At 62.8% G+C, this 18313-nt stretch carries 19 protein-coding genes and 1 pseudogene; 9 read left to right on the top strand and 11 right to left on the bottom strand.

The genetic code is table 11. The features are described 5' to 3' along the window. Nucleotides 1-50: 50 nt before the first annotated feature. Nucleotides 51-1556: a malate dehydrogenase (quinone) gene (gene mqo / locus DM374_RS22640; RefSeq protein ID WP_110971896.1), complete on the bottom strand. Its 1506-nt coding sequence runs from the start codon at nt 1554-1556 to the stop codon at nt 51-53. Nucleotides 1557-2162: 606 nt separating this feature from the next. After that, nucleotides 2163-2396, bottom strand: coding sequence for a hypothetical protein (locus DM374_RS22635; protein ID WP_110971935.1), 234 nt, complete (start codon nt 2394-2396; stop codon nt 2163-2165). Nucleotides 2397-2566: 170 nt separating this feature from the next. On the opposite strand from DM374_RS22635, the gene DM374_RS22630 reads away from it, so the two are divergent. Beyond that, entirely contained in the window at nt 2567-3151 is a 585-nt protein-coding gene (locus DM374_RS22630; RefSeq protein ID WP_095158628.1) for a YajG family lipoprotein, read from the top strand. Nucleotides 3152-3269: 118 nt separating this feature from the next. Here DM374_RS22630 and DM374_RS22625 read toward each other — a convergent pair whose 3' ends face one another. Then, nucleotides 3270-3476, bottom strand: coding sequence for a hypothetical protein (locus DM374_RS22625; RefSeq protein ID WP_095158627.1), 207 nt, complete (start codon nt 3474-3476; stop codon nt 3270-3272). 163 nt (nt 3477-3639) lie between these two features. On the opposite strand from DM374_RS22625, the gene DM374_RS22620 reads away from it, so the two are divergent. Next, nucleotides 3640-3900 (top strand): hypothetical protein, encoded by a 261-nt coding sequence (locus tag DM374_RS22620; RefSeq protein WP_095158626.1) that lies wholly within the window; start codon nt 3640-3642, stop codon nt 3898-3900. Nucleotides 3901-3945: 45 nt separating this feature from the next. Here the strand turns inward: DM374_RS22620 and DM374_RS22615 are convergent, their stop codons facing one another. Beyond that, the gene (locus DM374_RS22615) at nt 3946-5112 is read right to left on the bottom strand and encodes a 1-acyl-sn-glycerol-3-phosphate acyltransferase (protein ID WP_110971895.1); all 1167 of its coding nucleotides are present in this window, start codon (nt 5110-5112) and stop codon (nt 3946-3948) included. 111 nt (nt 5113-5223) lie between these two features. Here DM374_RS22615 and DM374_RS22610 point away from each other — a divergent pair, with 111 nt between their 5' ends. Genes DM374_RS22610 through DM374_RS22600 form a run of 3 tightly spaced genes read left to right on the top strand, consistent with a single transcriptional unit; the run spans nt 5224 to nt 6298 of the window. Continuing rightward, nucleotides 5224-5406, top strand: a complete 183-nt coding sequence (locus DM374_RS22610; RefSeq protein ID WP_095158624.1) for a CPXCG motif-containing cysteine-rich protein — start codon at nt 5224-5226, stop codon at nt 5404-5406. Then, nucleotides 5406-5666 carry a putative signal transducing protein gene (locus DM374_RS22605; RefSeq protein ID WP_110971894.1) on the top strand — a complete coding sequence of 87 codons (261 nt, stop codon included), beginning with the start codon at nt 5406-5408 and terminating at the stop codon, nt 5664-5666. Before DM374_RS22610 ends, DM374_RS22605 begins: the two co-directional genes overlap by 1 nt. A gap of 11 nt (nt 5667-5677) precedes the next feature. After that, nucleotides 5678-6298: an SOS response-associated peptidase gene (locus DM374_RS22600; RefSeq protein WP_110971893.1), complete on the top strand. Its 621-nt coding sequence runs from the start codon at nt 5678-5680 to the stop codon at nt 6296-6298. Between the two features lie 66 nt (nt 6299-6364). On the opposite strand, the gene DM374_RS34455 is transcribed toward DM374_RS22600, so the two are convergent. Together DM374_RS34455 and DM374_RS34450 are read right to left on the bottom strand one after the other, a co-directional pair. Then, nucleotides 6365-7108, bottom strand: coding sequence for a methyl-accepting chemotaxis protein (locus tag DM374_RS34455; RefSeq protein ID WP_371864333.1), 744 nt, complete (start codon nt 7106-7108; stop codon nt 6365-6367). A 114-nt stretch (nt 7109-7222) separates the two neighbouring features. Beyond that, nucleotides 7223-7423: pseudogene (locus DM374_RS34450) on the bottom strand (HAMP domain-containing protein); the annotation flags it as partial. A gap of 1241 nt (nt 7424-8664) precedes the next feature. Between DM374_RS34450 and DM374_RS22590 the strand changes: the two are divergent. Further along, nucleotides 8665-9483, top strand: a complete 819-nt coding sequence (locus DM374_RS22590) for a M48 family metallopeptidase (RefSeq protein ID WP_110971891.1) — start codon at nt 8665-8667, stop codon at nt 9481-9483. A 103-nt stretch (nt 9484-9586) separates the two neighbouring features. On the opposite strand, the gene DM374_RS22585 is transcribed toward DM374_RS22590, so the two are convergent. The 5 genes from DM374_RS22585 to DM374_RS22565 all read right to left on the bottom strand — a co-directional run bounded on the left by DM374_RS22585 (nt 9587) and on the right by DM374_RS22565 (nt 13401). Next, entirely contained in the window at nt 9587-10174 is a 588-nt protein-coding gene (locus DM374_RS22585) for a TMEM165/GDT1 family protein (RefSeq protein WP_110971890.1), read from the bottom strand. A gap of 248 nt (nt 10175-10422) precedes the next feature. After that, entirely contained in the window at nt 10423-11421 is a 999-nt protein-coding gene (locus DM374_RS22580) for a class I SAM-dependent methyltransferase (protein WP_110971889.1), read from the bottom strand. 51 nt (nt 11422-11472) lie between these two features. Continuing rightward, the gene (locus DM374_RS22575) at nt 11473-12429 is read right to left on the bottom strand and encodes a 2-hydroxyacid dehydrogenase (protein WP_110971888.1); all 957 of its coding nucleotides are present in this window, start codon (nt 12427-12429) and stop codon (nt 11473-11475) included. Between the two features lie 25 nt (nt 12430-12454). Continuing rightward, nucleotides 12455-12814 carry a MerR family transcriptional regulator gene (locus DM374_RS22570; RefSeq protein WP_110971887.1) on the bottom strand — a complete coding sequence of 120 codons (360 nt, stop codon included), beginning with the start codon at nt 12812-12814 and terminating at the stop codon, nt 12455-12457. Nucleotides 12815-12825: 11 nt separating this feature from the next. Further along, nucleotides 12826-13401 (bottom strand): NAD(P)H-dependent oxidoreductase, encoded by a 576-nt coding sequence (locus DM374_RS22565; RefSeq protein WP_110971886.1) that lies wholly within the window; start codon nt 13399-13401, stop codon nt 12826-12828. 203 nt (nt 13402-13604) lie between these two features. Between DM374_RS22565 and DM374_RS22560 the strand changes: the two genes are divergently transcribed. The 3 genes from DM374_RS22560 (at nt 13605) to DM374_RS22550 (ending at nt 18283) form a co-directional block, all read left to right on the top strand. Further along, on the top strand, nt 13605-14234 hold the full coding sequence (locus DM374_RS22560) for a LysE family transporter (RefSeq protein WP_110971885.1): 630 nt from the start codon (nt 13605-13607) through the stop codon (nt 14232-14234). A 139-nt stretch (nt 14235-14373) separates the two neighbouring features. Beyond that, complete coding sequence (locus DM374_RS22555; RefSeq protein WP_110971884.1) at nt 14374-16056, top strand: fatty acid--CoA ligase; 1683 nt, start codon at nt 14374-14376, stop codon at nt 16054-16056. A 325-nt stretch (nt 16057-16381) separates the two neighbouring features. After that, nucleotides 16382-18283, top strand: coding sequence for a DUF1302 domain-containing protein (locus DM374_RS22550; RefSeq protein WP_110971883.1), 1902 nt, complete (start codon nt 16382-16384; stop codon nt 18281-18283). Nucleotides 18284-18313: the final 30 nt, after the last annotated feature.

Genomic DNA, 18313 nt, shown 5'->3' with positions numbered 1-18313 from the left:
TCTTCTGCGCAAAAAAAACGCCCCGAAGGGCGTTTTTTTATGAGCGCGACTCAAGCGTAGCTTGGCGCCGGGCTGCTTTCGACCAGGCCCAGGGCCTCGTCGTTGTAGGCACTGACCTTGTGGTACAGGGCTGCGTCGGCTGCCAGGACTTTCTCCCGCGCGGGGAAGATTTCCTTGAGCTTCTCGGCCCACTCGCCCTTGGCCTTGTCGGCGAAGCAGCGTTCGATCAGATCCAGCATGATCGACACCGTCACCGAAGCGCCTGGCGAGGCACCCAGCAGGGCGGCGAGGGTGCCGTCCTGTGCGGCCACCAGTTCGGTACCGAACTGCAGAACGCCGCCTTTTTTCGGGTCTTTCTTGATGATCTGCACGCGCTGGCCAGCCACTTCCAGGCGCCAGTCCTCGGCTTTCGCCTCCGGATAGAAGCGGCGCAGGGAGTCCAGGCGCTGCTCCATCGACTGCATCACTTCGCTGACCAGGTACTTGGTCAGGTCCATGTTGTCGCGGGCCACGGCCAGCATCGGGCCGATGTTGCCCATGCGCACCGACAGCGGCAGGTCAAGGAACGAACCGTACTTGAGGAACTTGGTGGTAAAGCCGGCGTATGGGCCGAACAGCAGGGATTTCTTGCCGTCCACCACACGGGTGTCGAGGTGCGGAACCGACATCGGCGGAGCACCGACCGCGGCCTGGCTGTAGACCTTGGCCTGGTGTTGCTTGACGATTTCCGGGTTGTCGCAGCGCAGCCACTGGCCACTGACCGGGAAGCCGCCGAAGCCTTTGCTTTCCGGGATGCCGGACGCTTGCAGCAGCGGCAGGGCCGCGCCACCGGCGCCGAGGAACACGAAGCGGGCGTCGACATCACGGCTGCTGCCGCTGTTGACGTCCTTGACGCTGACGGTCCAGCCGCTGCCGTTACGGCGCAGGCCAGTGACCTTCTTGCTGTACTTGACCTGCGCATCCGGCGCGCTGGCCAGGTGCTTGAGCAGCTTGTTGGTCAGCGCGCCGAAGTTGACGTCTGTGCCCTTGATCACGCGGGTAGCGGCGATCTTCTGGTCAGCCGGGCGACCCGGCATCATCAGTGGCATCCACTCCTTCATCACCGTCTGGTCTTCGGTGTATTCCATCTCGCTGAAGGCGTGATGCTGCTTGAGCAGATCGAAGCGCTTCTTCAGGAACGCGACGCCTTTGTCACCCTCGACGTAGCTCAGGTGTGGCACCGGGTTGATGAACGCCCGTGGCGAGTTGAACGCGCCTTTTTTGCTCAGGTACGCCCAGAACTGCCGGGAAACCTCGAACTGGGTGTTGATGAGCACCGCTTTCTTGATGTCGATGCTGCCGTCAGCGGCCTGAGGCGTGTAGTTCAGTTCACACAGCCCGGCATGGCCCGTACCTGCGTTGTTCCACGGATTGGAACTTTCCGCGGCACCCGAATCCATCAACTCGACGACTTCCAGCTTGATTGCCGGGTCGAGTTCCTTGAGCAGCACGGCCAGGGTGGCACTCATGATGCCTGCCCCTACCAGTACCACATCGACTGTTTCGTTCTGCGCCATTTAACGCATCTCCAAAATCTTCAGCACCTAATTGACAGCATAGGACCCCGGAACTCCGAGACTGCCCTATCCGATACTTCGCAGCTTTCCAACGTTCACGGACACTGCCAACCAGGCTCGTTAGATGCGTATGAACGCATTTCGCGGCCGGTGCGGCAATTCGACTTATGGTCGAGGCGCCCGTCGTGCGCTATGAAACCGGCCTCAGTCACCCATGACGGATGAAGGCCGTAGCCAGCTGCTTGGGGCTGTTCGGGACACTGATGATGCTTTTGCACATACCAGACTGTTCATTGCTCGCCACACTCTTGTGAAGTTGTGAAAACCCGTTTTTTCACGCTCTTTTGGAGTCGTGAACCTCAAAAATGGACCGTGCAGGGCAGGTCCGTCAGGTTCAGGCAGAGCATGGGGGCCGAGAAAAAAGCGGGCACACCGGCTTCGCAAGACCTGTGTGGGCGGCTCTCTGTGGGCGGATGCGGGGAAGCCGATGCGTGGCATTGGCGGTACTGCGGGGCCCGATCAGGAGACGTCCTTATAATCGGGGGCAGATTATAACGAGGTCGCTGGGAGAAACGACCTTTATTAACGACTTTTCTTGCTCGGCCGTCAGGCGGCGAGCATGCGCTGCAGTCGATTGCCGCGCGGACGCTGTACGACCCGGGCGTTACCGGGGAGCGGACGGTTCAGCCATTGCAGACGCGATTCGCTGACTTCCACCCAGCCGGACCCGGCAGGTAGCTGTTCGCAACATTTGAATGCCTGGCACAGCCCCTGCGCGTCGAGGCGCGCGAAGTGGCGTTGCGGCTGGCGTTTGAAGAGCAGGGACCAGAGGCTGTGCATGGCGATGTACCGGTAGGAAACTGGCGCCAGCATACGTCGGCAATGATGAAGTCCGTATGACAGGGAATTGGAAGCATGAAAGCGCTGTCCTAACCGCAGAGGCCCGATGACTGGTGCATGACGGGCTGGGTATACTGGCGGCCTTTGCCGCTATTCCAGGAGAGATGAGCATGTTGCAACGTTTGTTGTTCGGTTTGATCGCTGTGACCAGCCTGACCCTGGTGGGTTGTGCCCACAGCCCGCAACAACTCAGCCCGCAACCGAAACTCACCGCCCAGCTCGCCCCCGTTGGCCATGGCCAGCCGGTGGTGGTGCGAGTGGTAGACGGACGCGGCACCCAGACCCTCGGCACCCGTGGCGGTCTGTACCCGGAAACCAGCGCCATCAGCGTCACCGGCAACGATATCCTGCCCAAGCTGCAGGCCCAGGCTGAAGCTGCTGTCCGCCTGTTGGGCTTCACCCCGACGCCGAACGCCTACAACGCCCCGCAGTTGACCGTGACCCTGGCTGAACTCAAGTACCAGTCGCCGAAAGAAGGCCTGTACGTGACCGAAGCCACCATCGGCGCGACCTTCAAGGCTGACGTGAACAACGCCAACCGTCGTTACAGCGGCCGCTACGGTGCTTCGCTGGACCAGCGTTTCGGCATGGCGCCGAACCAGGAAACCAACACCAAGCTGGTCAGCGACGTGCTCAGCGACGCTCTGACCCGCCTGTTCAAGGATCCGACCATCGGTCAGGTACTGGGCGAATAAACCGTCCCTTGAGCTGCAAGTTTCAAGTTTTAAGCGACAAGAAAAAGCCCGGTATCTGGCGACAGGTATCGGGCTTTTTCTTGTGGCTTGAAACTGACAGCTTGTAGCTTCGCGCGGCTCAGGCCGCGTCGACGTAGAAGTCGAGCACGCTGATACCGGTCTGGCTGTCGACCTCCGGCAAATGATCGTGGGGATGGCCGCCCAGGGCACAGTAGACCAGCCATTGGCGGTCCTGGACGTTGAAGGCCAAACCGTCGATCAGCGCTTCCTGCTCCTCGCTCTGGGCAATCAGATAGAGGCGATCCTGGTTTTCGGCGTGCAGCATGACAAGCTCCGGTTCGTTGGGAGGGCAACAGGGTGGCTTGTCTGGATGACGACTGTATGACGGCGCAATTTATCGTCATTGGTCGTAAAGGACGGGCAGGGACGGGCAGCTTGGGTAGAATGCGCGCGTTTCGAAGCAATCGTGGTTCTTTCGAGGTAAGGCGATGTCGCTGCAAATGTTCTGGGGCCTGTTCGCTGCCCACCCGACCAAACTGATCAATCTGCTGGCCCTGCTGCTGACCTGTCCTGGCGGCGTGCTCCTGCACAACGCCCGGCGCCGCGCTTCGCGGGCCATGGCCAGCCTGCCTGCAGGCGAGGCGGCCATCGACCTGCTGACCCAGCGGGTCAACCGGTTCTATTACAGCCTGGGGTTTGCTTTCCTGGCGCTGGCGTTGCTGTTGTCCTGGGTCAGCACCTGGATCTGACCTCTTGAGGGCCTCATCGCGCGCTCGCCATGAGGCCCTGAAGCGTTACAGCGGCAACCCGGCCTTGACCCGATACTGATTACGCACCGGCATCGCGTACTGCAACACCAGGTACGGACGATGCTCTTGCGGGCACGCCTCCAGCCGGCTCTGCCATTGCGCCTGAGCCTTGGCCAGCTCTTCGGCGCCAAACAGTTCAGCCGCCTTCGGCACCTGCAACTGCGGGTCGGCATCCGCCCACTGCGCGTACGCCAGGTAATGCGCCGGGAACAGTCGGTAGCCGGCGAGAATCTGCCGGTCGATCTCCGCCGCCAATTGCTTGGTATCGTCGAAGAGCTCGGTCACTGGCGCTGCGAAGTTGATGTGCACTCGCCCTTTGTAGCCGGTGATGCCCTGGGCGATGCTCAGGTCATCCTCGCCCGGCGCCTTGCTGTAGCTACCGGTGGTGGCGCGGATGTACAGCTCGCGGGCCTTGGCCTGGTCGCACGGGTCGTATTCGTAGCTGATCGACACCGGGCTCAGGTTCAGCGACTGGATCACCTCGCCGAACGGCTCGCCCTTGCGGCTCATGTGGAACATCTTGAGGATTGCCGAATCGGTGCGATCGTCGCCGTCCTTGGCGCGGCCTTCGGCCTGGGCGATCCAGATCGAGGCGCCATCGTTGCGAATCGAATGGTTGATGTAGGCCGAGAGCAGTTGATAGGCCGCCAGCTTCTCGCGCCGGCCGCTGATGGAGCGGTGCACGATGAAGCTCTTGTTCAGGCGCATCATGTCGCTGACGAAGGGCTTCTGCAGCAGGTTGTCGCCGATGGCGATGCGCGGGGTCGGCAGGCCGGCGTGGTAGACCGCGTAGTTGACGAACGCCGGGTCCATCACGATGTCACGGTGGTTGGCCAGGAACAGGTAGGCGGTACCCGACTTGAATTGCTCCACACCGGTATAGGTGACGCCGTCGGTGGCGCGCTCGATGGTGTGGTCGACGTAGAACTCGACCTTGTCCTGCAGGGTCGAGACGCAGGTCACGCCGGCGAATTCCTTGCGCAGGCGGCGAGCGATCAGCGGCTTGAGCAGCCAGCCGAAACCCGTGGCCATGCGCGGGAAGCGGAAGCGGGTGAGGATATCCAGGAATGCCGGGTCGCTGAGCAGGCGTGCCAGAACGGCAGGGACCTCAGCGTCGTCGTAGGGTCGGATGGCATCGAATTCGCCCATCATGCTCTCTTGTTGTGAAACGGCTAGGGTAAAGGGTAGGGCTGCGCCCAGAAATACCGGCTTGAGGGGGGCGCAAGACCGGCAATTATACGCACAATCACTGCGGAGGCCGCGATGCTGGAAACTGCGATCTACGATTGCCCTTATTGCGGCGAAGCCGTGGAAACCACCGTCGATCTTTCCGGCGGTGATCAGCACTACATCGAGGACTGCGCGGTGTGCTGCCGTCCGATCGTGTTCATTTTGCAGGTCCATGGTGACGAATGGATGCTGGACGTTAAGCGTGAGGACGACTGATGCAGCGAATCTACGAACCGGAAAACCTGCTGGAAGCCGAAGTGCTGATCGGCATGCTCGGTAGCGAAGGCATCGAGGCGTACCTGGCCGGGCGCGATCTGATGGGCGGCATCGGCGAGTTGCCGGTGCACGGCCTGCTCGGCCTCGCGGTGTCCGACGAGCAGGCCGAGTACGCACGGCAACTGATCGCCGCGTACAATGCGGCCCAGCCACTTCCTGGCGACGAGCCGGATCACCTTCCGGGAATTCTGATTTGCTAGGTTTCGCCTGAATGTGTGGACGTTATGCGCTGTTTCGCTGGTCGCCGGCTTTTGCCGCGTTGCCCGGCTTTCCTGAGGGCCAGCAGGCCCAATGGAACATTTCTCCCGGCGCCCAGGTACTGATCCAGCGCCTGGACGACGGCCAGATGACCCTGGCCCGCGCCCGCTGGGGCCTGACCCCGCCCTGGCTGACCGATCTCACCCGCACCCCCGCCCATGCTCGCGCCGAAACCCTCGCCGAACAACCGATGTTCCGTGAAGCCTTCGCCAAGCGTCGCTGCCTGCTGCCGGCCAACGGTTTCTACGAATGGCGCGGCGCGGTGCGCAAGCGCCCGTACTGGCTGACGCCGGGGGAGGGTTCGTCGTTGTTCTTCGCGGCGATCTGGGAAGCGTATCCGGTGCAGGAGCAGATCTGGCTGAGCACCGCGGTGGTGACCCAGGCGGCGATGAACCAGCGTCGTCCGCTGATCCTCGATGCCGCCGGGCAGGCCGCGTGGCTCAACCCGGACACCCCGGTCGGTGAACTCCAGGGCCTGCTGGCCAGTCAGCCCGCTGCCTTGCGCGAGCGGGTGCTGGCCAACTTCGTCAACGATCCGAAACTCAATGCCCCGGAATGCTTGACCCCCGGCTGAGCAGCCCCAACATAGGCGTCAAAACGCTAACTGACTGACACCCTGCTTTAACTTGTAGCTTGCAGCTCAAACTCTAAATTGGTTGATGAGCCGACGCTGCTGCTCGGCCAGCTTGGTCAGCTCGGCGCTGGCGGTGCTGGACTCGTCGGCGCCACCGGCCACTTCGTTGGCCACCTGGCCAATGTTGATCACGTTGCGGTTGATGTCCTCGGCCACCGCGCTCTGCTCCTCGGCGGCACTGGCGATCTGGGTGTTCATGTCGTTGATCACCGACACCGCGCGAGTGATGCTTTCCAGCGCCTCGGCCGCCCGCGCCGCCTGCTGCACGCTGACGTCGGTCTTGCCCTGGCTGTCTTCCATGACCCGCACCACATCGCGGGTGCCTTGCTGCAGTTGCTGGATCATCTGCTGGATTTCTTCGGTGGCCTGCTGGGTTTTCTGCGCCAGGTTGCGGACCTCGTCGGCGACCACGGCGAAGCCGCGGCCCTGTTCACCCGCCCGTGCAGCCTCGATGGCGGCGTTGAGCGCCAGCAGGTTGGTCTGCTCGGCAATGGCGCGGATCGCCACGAGGATGGCGTTGATGTTTTCGCTGTCGCGGGCCAGAGCCTGCACTACGCCAACCGCGCGACCGATCTCTTCGGCCAGGGCGGTGATCGATTGCGAGGTGTCGCGGACGATCGACAGGCCCTGGTTGGCGGCCTGGTCGGCATTGCTCGCGGCCTGGGCGGCGTGGGTGGCGTTGCGCGCCACGTCCTGGGCGGTGGCGGTCATCTCGTGCACCGCGGTGGCGACCAGGTCGATCTCCGCCATCTGCTTGTGCACGCCCTGGTTGGTGCGAATGGCGATATCGGCGGTGTGCTCCGACGAGTCGCTGACCTTCTGCACCGAGCTGACCACCTGGCTGATCATCGATTGCAGCTTGCCCAGGAAGGTATTGAAGCCCCTGGCGATCGAGCCCAGCTCGTCGGCGCGGTCGCTGTGCAGGCGGCGGGTGAGGTCGCCTTCGCCCTGGGCGATGTCATCGAGCATGGCCACCATCTGCCGCAGCGGGCGAGCGATACCGTGGGCCAGCAGCCAGATCACCAGCAGGCCGAGGGCCGCGATGGTCAGGCCGACCAGGGTCATGCCGGTAATGTCGGTGCGGCGTTGTTCGCTGAGTTCGTTCTGCAGTTTTTCCGAGTCGGCCATGACCGCGCTGGTCGGCAGTTGCAGCAGCAGGGTCCAGCGGGTGTCGGTGTCGGCGATCTTGAACGGCAGGAACAGGCGGATCTGGCCGTTTTCGTGGTCGACTTCATAGCGCAGCGTGTCGCCGCTGAGTTTGGACAGGCCGGCGGCGTCGACGGCGTCGAGCACGTCGCTGGCTTTCTCGCCGAACTTGTTTTCGTCCTTGGTGTAGGCAACCAGGCGGCCGTTGTTGGAGATCAGCGCCAGTTCGCCGGCGCCGTTATAGAGCTGGCTGTCGGCGGCTTTGAGCAGGTCCTGGATGAAGTTCACCGACAGGTCGGCGCCGACAATGCCCTGGAACTTGCCGTCTACCAGGATCGGTTCGATAAAGGAGGCGAGCATGACCATCTTGTCGCCCACTTTATAAGGCGCGGGGTCGATCACGCAGGCGTGCTTGCTCTCCTGCGAGCACAGGTAGTACTCGCTGGCGCGCACGCCGGTGGACAGCAGGGTGTTGTTGCTCAGGTCAACCAGCGCTTCAACGGCCAGGGTGCCGTCGGTATTACGGTACCACCAGGGCTGAAAGCGACCGTTGCTGGGGTCGATGCCCTTGATCGAGGTGCCGACGAAGCTGGCGTCGGCGTGGTCCAGTGCGTTCGGCTCCCAGGCGATGTAACCGCCCAGCACCAGCGGGTTATCCACAACCGTCTGCTTCAGCAGGGTGATCAGCTCTTCGCGCTGGACCTGCAGGCGCGGGGTGCCGGCTTCGTTTTTCTGACCGATCTGGGCGTTGGTGGTGGCCAGGCCGCGAGCGATCAGGAGGGGAGCTTCAAGGCGACGCAGAATCTGGCTGACCTGGGTCTGGGCCAGGGCGGTCAGGCGCTGCTCTATCAACGTATCGAACTGCTGTTGCGTGCGGTTCTGCACCAGTTCCTGGGTTTTTGCACCGGAATACACCGCATACAGCACCAGGGCTGCGACGATACTCAACACGATGGCGCCCGCCAGGGCCGCAACGGAAAACTGGATCGACTTGAACTTCATAGAGGCTCCGAGCGCAGGGAAAAGTCGCCTTGCCCCGGTGTTATCGGCGTGCCGCCGCTAAATCATGAGACTGCCGGGCAGAAATCTTTGCTAACGGTTGTGGCGCGATGAATCGTGCCGGCCTAGGATACGGCCCACGTTAGAAGGGAGTTTTATTGATGCGTAGATCGGTTGTTATTGGCGCCTTGAGCGCCTCGATGCTGCTGGCGGGTTGCCAGGCGGTGAACACCACCAGCGGCGGAGCGGTGGGTGTTGAACGCAAGCAATATATGTTCAGCATGCTGTCGACCGACGAGGTCAACCAGATGTACGCCCAGTCTTATCAGCAGACCCTGGGCGAAGCGTCCACCAAGGGCCAACTGGACAAGACCAGCGCTGCGGCCAAACGTGTTCAGGCCATCGCTGACCGGCTGATTGCCCAGGCGCCGCAGTTCCGCCCGGATGCTGCGCAGTGGAAGTGGGAGGTCAACCTGATCAAGAGCGACGAGCTCAACGCCAACTGCGGTCCTGGCGGCAAGATCATTTTCTACACCGGCCTGATCGACAAACTGAAGCTGACCGACGATGAAATCGCCGCGGTGATGGGCCATGAAATTGCCCACGCCTTGCGCGAACACGGTCGTGAAGCGATGTCCAAGGCCTATGGCATCCAGATTGCCCGCCAGGGCGCCGGCGCCTTGCTGGGTCTGGGTGAAGACAGCCTGGCCCTGGCCGACACCGTTGTGCAGTACAGCCTGACCTTGCCCAACAGCCGTGGCAACGAGAACGAAGCCGACCTGATCGGCCTCGAACTGTCGGCCCGTGCCGGCTACAACCCGAATGCCGCGATCACCTTGTGGAACAAGATGGCCCAGGCTTCGGGTGGCAACTCGCCGCCGGAGTTCATGAGCACTCACCCGGCTTCGGACAGCCGCATCGCTTCGCTGCAGGCGGCGATTCCGAAGGTGATGCCGTTGTATGAGCAGGCGAAGAAGTAAGAGGTTGTAAGTTTCATCGCCGGCAAGCCGGCTCCCACAGGTTCGGTGTCGCCACTGTGGGAGCTGGCTGCAGCGATGAGGCCATAGCAATACCCGATCAGGCTCAGCCTATCCAGCCGCTCACCTTCATCGCCGAGTACACCGCGACCAACGCCAGCACCACGAAGGCGCTCGCTGCCAGGCGACGAATCAGGGTCAGTGGCAGTTTGTCGGCGGCAAAGTTGCCCGCCAGTACCACCGGCACGTTGGCAATCAGCATGCCCAGGGTGGTGCCGATGATCACCAGGATCAGGTGCGGATATTGCGCCGCCAGCATCACCGTGGCGACCTGGGTCTTGTCACCGATTTCCGCGATGAAGAACGCGATCAGTGTCGTCAGGAACGGCCCGAAGCGCCGCGCGGCACCGGCTTCGTCATCGTCCATCTTGTCCGGAACCAGCGTCCACAAGGCTGTAGCGAGGAAGCTTGCGGCCAGAATCCAGTGCAGGGTGGCGTCGCTGAAGAAGCTGCCGAACCAGGCCCCGACGGCACCCGCAGCGGCGTGGTTGGCCAGGGTAGCGGCGACGATGCCGGCAATGATTGGCCAGGGCTTGCGAAAGCGAGCGGCGAGAATGAGGGCCAGCAATTGCGTCTTGTCGCCGATTTCAGCGAGCGCAACGATTGCGGTGGGGACGAGCAACGATTCCAACATCAGGATTCCTACGGGGGCGGGTCGACACGGCTATGACACGTACAGCCTTCCCGCCCCGGGTAAGGTGTGCGTGTCATAGGTCTTGTCAAACCCTGGATCCGTCTGTGCGGACCGTGGGTCGTGCGCGCCATGGTCTGAGGACCAAGTATGTTGACGTCGCACCAGGCGAGCAGGGCGCTCGCGGGAGACTACTCCCCTAGGACGGAGCGGATTCTGCCTTCGCAAAACCGTTTCGGCAAGCGAAGTTTTTACGACCGCAGTGCCCGGTAGATTTTGAATCCCTGGCCTTGGGCACGCACTTCGCAGTTGCCCAGCGCGCCTTCGATCAGCGGCTGATAGCGCAGGAAACTGTTGGCAACAAGCCGAATTTCGCCGCATTTTTGCAGATGTTCGGCGGATTTTTTCAGCAGGTTTTCCGAGGCCTGGTAATTGGTGTGAACCCCGGTGTGGAACGGCGGATTACTCAGAATGACGTCCAGTCCGCGAGGTGCGGCGTCGATCCCGTCGCCGCTGATCACCTCGCCTTCCAGACCGTTAGCCGCCAGGGTCAGGCGGCTGCTGGCTACGGCGAAGGCGTCGACGTCGAGCAGGGTGACCCGGCTCTGTGGATAACGTCGTTTGATCGTCGCGCCCAGCACCCCGGCGCCGCAGCCGAAGTCCAGCACATGACCGGAGGGCAGACCGTCCAGATGCTCCAGCAACAGCGCGGTGCCACGGTCCAGCCGGCCATGGCTGAACACGCCGGGCAGGCTGACGATCTGCAACGGGCCGTCGGCCAGCGGCAGTTCGAATCGTTCCGCGAGGCTTTCCAGCGGCTGCGCGACGGGCGGGTGTTCCACGGTCACCTGCCACAACTGGCAGTGGCGAGCGCTGTCGAGCTTGCGCGGTTTGCCGAAGGCGTGAAGTTGCTTGGCCGCCGCCTCTATGCCGCCGCGTTTTTCCCCGACCAGAAACAGCTCGCGGCCGCCCAGGCGCGAGGCGAGGGCGTTGAGCAGGTAGTTGGCCAGGTCGCGGGACTTGGGCAGGAACAGCACGGCGCCGTCGAACGGCACCTCTGGTACGTCGACGCCGTAGTGGCTGCGTCCGCTGTAACGGGCGTCCAGCGTTGCCTGGTCGCCGGCGTGCCAGGACCAGCCCAGCGCCTGGCTGAAGGTGCCCAGCAGGCTGTCGGCCGGTAACCCGGCGAGCAACAGCGGGCCTGTGAACAGATCGGCCTGACGAAGCAACACTTCACTGCGCGGGTCCATGGACGGCGGCTCCTGAAAAAAGTGGCGAAGTCTAACAGAACCCGCCTTGGCTTAGCTGACCACCCGCCGTGGGCTGCCCCCAAGGAACGCGCGAGCGTTTTCGCTCAACTGCTCGACGATGCGCTGCCGCGCTTCCACCGCGCCCCAGGCGCTGTGCGGAGTGACGATCAGGCGCGGGATATCGGGCGCCAGCAGTGGGTTGCCGTTGACGGGCGGCTCGACCGAAAGCACGTCGGTCGCCGCACCGCCCAGATGACCCGCGCGCAGGGTGTCGGCCAATGCCTGTTCGTCGATCAGCCCGCCGCGTGCGGTGTTGACGATAAAGGCGCCGGGCTTGAGCAGCGCCAGTTGCGCCGCGCCGATCATATGGCGGGTGCTGTCGTTGAGCGGGCAGTGCAGGGTCAGGGCGTCGACCTGGGGTAGCAATTCGTCCAGGCTCAGGCGGTCTTCACGCGGCGGCCGGCCCGGCAGTTGGCCGAGCAGGACGCGCATGCCGAAGGCCTCGGCCAGGCGCCCGACCGCGCTGCCCAGTTCACCGTGACCGAGCAGGCCAAGGGTCTTGCCTTCCAGCTCGACGATAGGGAAATCCAGCAGGCAGAACTGCTTGGCCTGGCCCCATTTGCCGGCGGCGACAGCCTGTTGGTAGTCCGGCAGGCGAGTGGCCAGTGCCAGCAGCAGTGTCAGGGTGTGCTGGGCAACCGACGGCGTGCCGTAGCCCTGGCAGTTGCTGACCACGATACCCTGGGCGCGGGCAGCCTGCAGGTCGACGTTATTGGTGCCGGTGGCGGCCACCAGGATCAGTTTCAGGTCCGGGCTGGCCTTGAGGGTGGCGGCGTCGAGCATGACCTTGTTGCTGATTACCACGCTGGCGCCGCGCAGTCGCTCGGCGACCTGCTCGGGAGCGGTGGCGGGGTGGACGTCGAAACGCTCGAAGCAGCCGCGCAGACCGCTCAGGTCAAGATCTCCGAGGTCCAGCGAGCTGTGGTCGAGAAAGACGGCATGGGTCATGAAAGGCTCCTGGATCGGTGACGGATTAAAGAAGGGGGAAGCAGCTGTCCGCAAGCTGCTGCAGACCGGCGTCGAACGCCTGCAACTCATCGAATTGCCGTTGCAGGTCGTCGATCCGCTGTCGCAGTTGCGTGCTCTTGCCGGCGATGGCCTGGCGGGCACGCTCCAGGGAAATCTGTCCGTCGGCCATTAGAGCCTGCATCTCGCGGAGGGTAAAGCCGAGCCGCTGCGCGCATTTGATCAGCCCCAGCAGCTCGACGTCGTGCGGGTCATAGATGCGGTACTTGCCCAGGCGTTTCGCCGGTGGCAGCAGGCCGATGCTTTCGTAGTGGCGGATGCACTTGATGGTGGTGCCGGAGAGGCGGGCGGCTTCGCCGATGTACATCGAACATCCTTTCAATGCAGGGCCAGGGCGCGGGCCTGCTGTAGCCAGGACTGGCGGCGCCGCGGCGTGGAGTGGAGAACCGGGCCGAACGTTAGCGTTTTTTCCGGACGGATACCACAGAAGGCCAGGGTGGTCCGGCGCATCTGGTGCAGGGCGGGCGCGCCGTAGATCCAGCGGAAGTACCAGGGCGGGGTGTCGAGGGTCACCAGCAGGTGGGCGGTGCGGCCGGCCAGGAGTTTTTCCGGGAAGGGCGAGCCGCTCTTGTAGCGAAAGGCGAAGCCCGGCAGCAATATCCGGTCGAGAAAACCCTTGAGCAGCGCTGGCACGCCGCCCCACCAGACCGGGTAGACCAGCACCAGGCGTTGGGCCCAGGTGATGTGCTGTTGGGCTTTGAGCAGGTCGGGTTCCAGCGGCTGCTCCTGGCGGTAGCCCTGGCGCAGGATGGGGTCGAAAGCGAGGTCGCCAAGGCTGAGGAGACGCACGTCATGGCCTGCCTCGCGGGCGGCGTCGGCGTAGTGCTGGCTGAGGGTGGCGCAGAAACTGTCGGGCGCTGGGTGGCCGAGGATGATCAGGATGCGTTGGGTCATGTGTGGCGGGGCCCTTGGGGAAAGGGCGCAGAGTAGGGGTTGACCCTTGGGGGAGGGTCAAACCTAATCGCTGGCAAGCCAGCTCCCACAGGGTTGGGCTCAAGTGCCTGTGGGAGCTGGCTTGCCAGTGATCAACTGTATCTGTTGTAACAAGTTATGAATCGTTAAGGTACTCCCCTCATTTTTACCAGGAGCCGCTTTTCATGTATTGGGCAGAATTTCTCACGGTCGCGCTGATTCACCTGCTGGCCGTCGCCAGCCCCGGCCCGGATTTCGCCGTGGTCGTGCGCGAAAGCGTGACCCACGGTCGCCGCGCCGGGACCTGGACCGCCTTCGGCGTGGGCACGGCGATTTTCCTGCATGTGGGCTACTCGCTGCTGGGCATCGGCCTGATCGTGTCGCAGTCGATCATGCTGTTCAATGCGCTGAAATGGGCCGCTGCCGCCTACCTCGTGTACATCGGCTTCAAGGCTCTGCGCGCCAAGCCGGCAGGCGCGGGCGGCGAGGCGATTCAGGTTTCCACCGTCGAGCGCACGCCGCGCGCGGCCTTCGTCGCCGGTTTCATGACCAATGGCCTGAACCCCAAGGCCACGCTGTTTTTCCTGTCGTTGTTCACCGTGGTCATCAACCCGCATACGCCGTTGTTGGTCCAGGCCGGTTACGGCGTGTACCTGGCGCTGGCCACCGGCCTGTGGTTCTGCCTGGTGGCGATGCTGTTCAGCCAGGCCCGCGTGCGCGCCGGCTTTGCCCGCATGGGGCACTGGTTCGACCGCACCATGGGCGCCGTGCTGATCGCCCTCGGGATCAAGATCGCGTTCAGCGAAATACGCTGAAAAGAGGCGGCCGGACGGTATGACCGTTCGGTCGAATGGCGGCCAAATCATTCCTTTGGCTGATTTGACCTCCGCTGGCCCGTTCTAGAGTAAGGACAGCTTTGTCCATGCCCCGTGCAACTCCAGAAAAGGGACTCCCATGTTGCAGACCCGTATCATCGCCCCCGCCGAGGGTGCGTATCAGTTTCCGCTGTTGATCAAGCGCCTGCTCATGTCTGGCAGCCGCTACGAGAAAACCCGCGAGATCGTCTACCGCGACCAGTTGCGCTACAGCTACCTGACCCTCAACGAGCGCATTGCCCGCCTGGCCAACGTGCTCACCGAAGCCGGGGTCAAGGCCGGCGATACCGTGGCAGTGATGGACTGGGACAGCCATCGCTACCTGGAGTGCATGTTTGCCATTCCGATGATCGGCGCGGTGGTGCACACCATCAACGTGCGCCTGTCGCCGGAGCAGATCCTCTACACCATGAACCACGCCGACGACCGCTTCGTGCTGGTCAACAGCGAGTTCGTCGGGCTCTACCAGGCGATTGCCGGGCAATTGACCACGGTGGAAAAAACCATCCTGCTCACCGATGGCCCCGAGAAAACCGCCGAGTTGCCTGGCCTGGTCGGCGAGTACGAGCAACTGCTGGCCGCCGCCAGCCCGCACTACGACTTCCCGGACTTCGACGAAAACTCCGTCGCCACCACCTTCTACACCACCGGCACCACCGGTAATCCCAAGGGCGTCTACTTCACCCACCGCCAATTGGTGCTGCACACCATGGGGGTGGCCACTGTTACCGGTAGCATCGACAGCATCCGCCTGCTCGGCACCGACGACGTCTACATGCCCATCACGCCGATGTTCCACGTTCACGCCTGGGGCATTCCTTACGTCGCGACCATGCTCGGCCTCAAGCAGGTGTACCCGGGGCGTTACGATCCGGAACTGTTGGTCAAGTTGTGGCGTGACGAGAAAGTCAGTTTCTCCCACTGCGTACCGACCATCCTGCAGATGCTGCTCAACGCCAAGGGCGCGCAGCAAGAGGACTTCGGCGGCTGGAAGATCATCATCGGCGGCAGTGCGCTGAACCGCGCGCTGTACGAGGCGGCCAAGGCCCGCGGCATCCAGTTGACCGCCGCCTACGGCATGTCCGAGACCTGCCCGCTGGTGGCTTGTGCGCACCTCAATGAAGAGCTGCTGGCCGGCAGCGAGGACGAATGCGTCACCTATCGGATCAAGGCCGGCGTGCCGGTGCCCCTGGTGGAAGCGGCGATCGTCGATGGCGACGGCAAATTCCTCCCGGCCGATGGCGAAGCTCAAGGCGAACTGGTCCTGCGTGCGCCGTGGCTGACCATGGGTTACTACCGTGAAGAGGCCAAGAGCGAGGAACTGTGGGCCGGCGGCTGGCTGCACACCGGCGATGTGGCGACCCTCGACAGCATGGGCGTGATCGACATCCGCGACCGCATCAAGGACGTGATCAAGACCGGCGGCGAGTGGGTGTCGTCACTCGACCTGGAAGACCTCATCAGCCGCCACTCGGCCGTCCGCGAGGTGGCCGTGGTGGGCATCGCCGATCCGCAGTGGGGCGAGCGCCCGTTCGCGCTGCTGGTGGTGCGGGAAGGGGCGAGCATCGATGCGCGGGTATTGAAGGAACACTTGAAGCCGTTCGTCGAGCTGGGGCACATCAACAAGTGGGCAATCCCCAGTCAGATCGCCCTTGTTACCGAAATTCCCAAGACCAGTGTCGGCAAGCTCGACAAGAAGCGTATCCGCATCGACATCGTCGAGTGGCAGGCCAGCAACAGCGCTTTTCTTTCCACCCTGTAAGCCGCACCGGCCCGCGTCTTGACTGACGCGGGCCGCATTCCAGAGGCCCCGCGGCCTTGTGAAATGGAAAATATCAGCCATTCTTGCCCAGCCAGCTTGTAGACCACCTGCTCTGGCCCTGCCATGAGCGAGGGTGATGTGCAAATCACACTTTAGAGGGATCAAGCACTACTACCTGCTGGCTATAGTCGGGTCAGGGGATTTTGAGGAATGGGGAATGCGCATGCAGCGCACCGACATACGCCCTGCCAGTCTGGCGACCGATCGGCCTCCGTTTCATTGAAGGACTCACTGCCATAAAAATAAAGTACATGGAGTAGCGTCGATGACATCAGTAAATCTGTTCTGGCGCCGGGCGAAACTGCCCCTGGCCGTCAGCCTCGCTTCTACGCTTGCAAGTCCAGCATTCGCCGTCAGTTTCAATATCGGTGAGATCGAGGGGAGTTTCGACTCGTCGCTGTCGGTCGGTGCGAGCTGGTCCACCGAGAACGCCAACAAGAACCTGATCGGTGCCAACAACGGTGGTCGCGGCCTCTCGCAGACCTCCGACGACGGTCACCTGAACTTCAAACGCGGTGAAACCTTCTCGAAGATCTTCAAGGGCATCCATGACCTGGAGCTCAAGTACGGCGACACCGGCGTCTTCGTCCGGGGCAAGTACTGGTATGACTTCGAGCTGAAGGACGAACACCGCGAGTTCAAGGACATCAGCGACTCGAACCGCAAGGAAGGCGCACAGTCCTCCGGTGGGCAGATTCTCGACGCCTTCGTGTACCACAACTACGCCATTGCCGATCTGCCGGGCACCGTTCGTCTCGGCAAGCAGGTGGTGAACTGGGGTGAAAGTACCTTCATCGGCAGCGGTATCAACTCCGTCAACCCGATCGACGTGTCTGCGTTTCGTCGTCCGGGTGCCGAGATCAAGGAAGGCCTGATCCCGGTCAACATGTTCTACATTTCCCAGAGTCTGACCGACAACTTGTCGGCTCAGGCCTTCTACCAGCTCGAGTGGGACCAGACCGTGGTGGATAACTGCGGGACGTTTTTCTCGCAGCCTGACGTTATCGCCGACGGTTGTGACCGCAACCTGGCCATATTGGCGAAACAATCCAGCATCGCTTCTCCGGCCGTGCGTAACGCGCTGTCCCAGTTGGGCGTGAATTACGGCTCACCTGACGAGGGTGTGATCGTGCGCCGTGACGGCGACCGCGATGCCCGTGACGGTGGCCAGTTCGGTGTAGCCTTGAAATACATGTTCGAGCCGCTGAACACCGAGTTCGGTGGTTACTTCATGAACTACCACAGCCGTGCGCCGATCTTCAGCGGCAAGGGCGGTCCAGCCAGCGCCTATAGCGCGAACAACCTGGTCGCCCGGCTGATGGCCAACGGCCTGAGCCAGGCCCAGGCCGTGGCAGCGGCACCGACGTTGCTGCCGCTGGTGGTCGCGGGTAACTCCAGTTACTACGTCGAATACCCTGAAGACATTCGCCTGTATGGCCTGAGCTTCTCCACCACGTTGCCTACCGGTACCGCGTGGAGTGGTGAGGTCAGCTACCGTCCGAATGCGCCGGTGCAGCTCAACACTACCGATATTCTCTATTCCGGCCTCACTCCGTTGGATCCGACCGCGTCGGTACTCAAGGGCAGCCCGGGCGCAGACCAGCCAGGGTATCGCCGCAAGGAAATCACCCAACTGCAAACCACCTTCACCCACTTCTTCGATCAGGTCATGGGCGCCAGCCGCCTGACACTGGTAGGTGAAGTCGGCTGGACCCACGTCGGTGGTCTGGAAAGCAATTCCAAGGCGCGTTATGGCCGTGACCCGGTGTACGGCCCTGGCCCGCTGCCGAATGGTCGCTGCGCATCGCTGAACGCCAGCACCCTGGCCGCTGCGGACAAGAACAACCTGACCCGCTACTGCGAGAACGACGGCTTCACCACCGCCAACTCCTGGGGCTACCGTGCACGCGCCATCTGGGACTACCCGGACGTATTCGCCGGTGTGAACCTCAAGCCTAGCGTGGCCTGGTCCCACGACGTGGAAGGCTACTCGCCTGGTCCTGGCGGCAACTTCGAGGAAGGTCGCAAGGCCGTCAGCCTCGGTCTGGAGGCCGAATACCAGAACACCTACACCGCCAACCTGTCGTACACCAACTTCTTCGACGGTAAGTACACCACCGTGGATGACCGCGACTTCGTCGCCCTCAGCTTCGGCGTGAACTTCTAAGCGCATTGATTCAGGAAGAAGAACATGACA

Source organism: Pseudomonas huaxiensis (genome assembly GCF_003231275.1).
GTDB lineage: Bacteria > Pseudomonadota > Gammaproteobacteria > Pseudomonadales > Pseudomonadaceae > Aquipseudomonas > Aquipseudomonas huaxiensis.
This window is presented reverse-complemented; position numbering and strand designations above follow the sequence as displayed.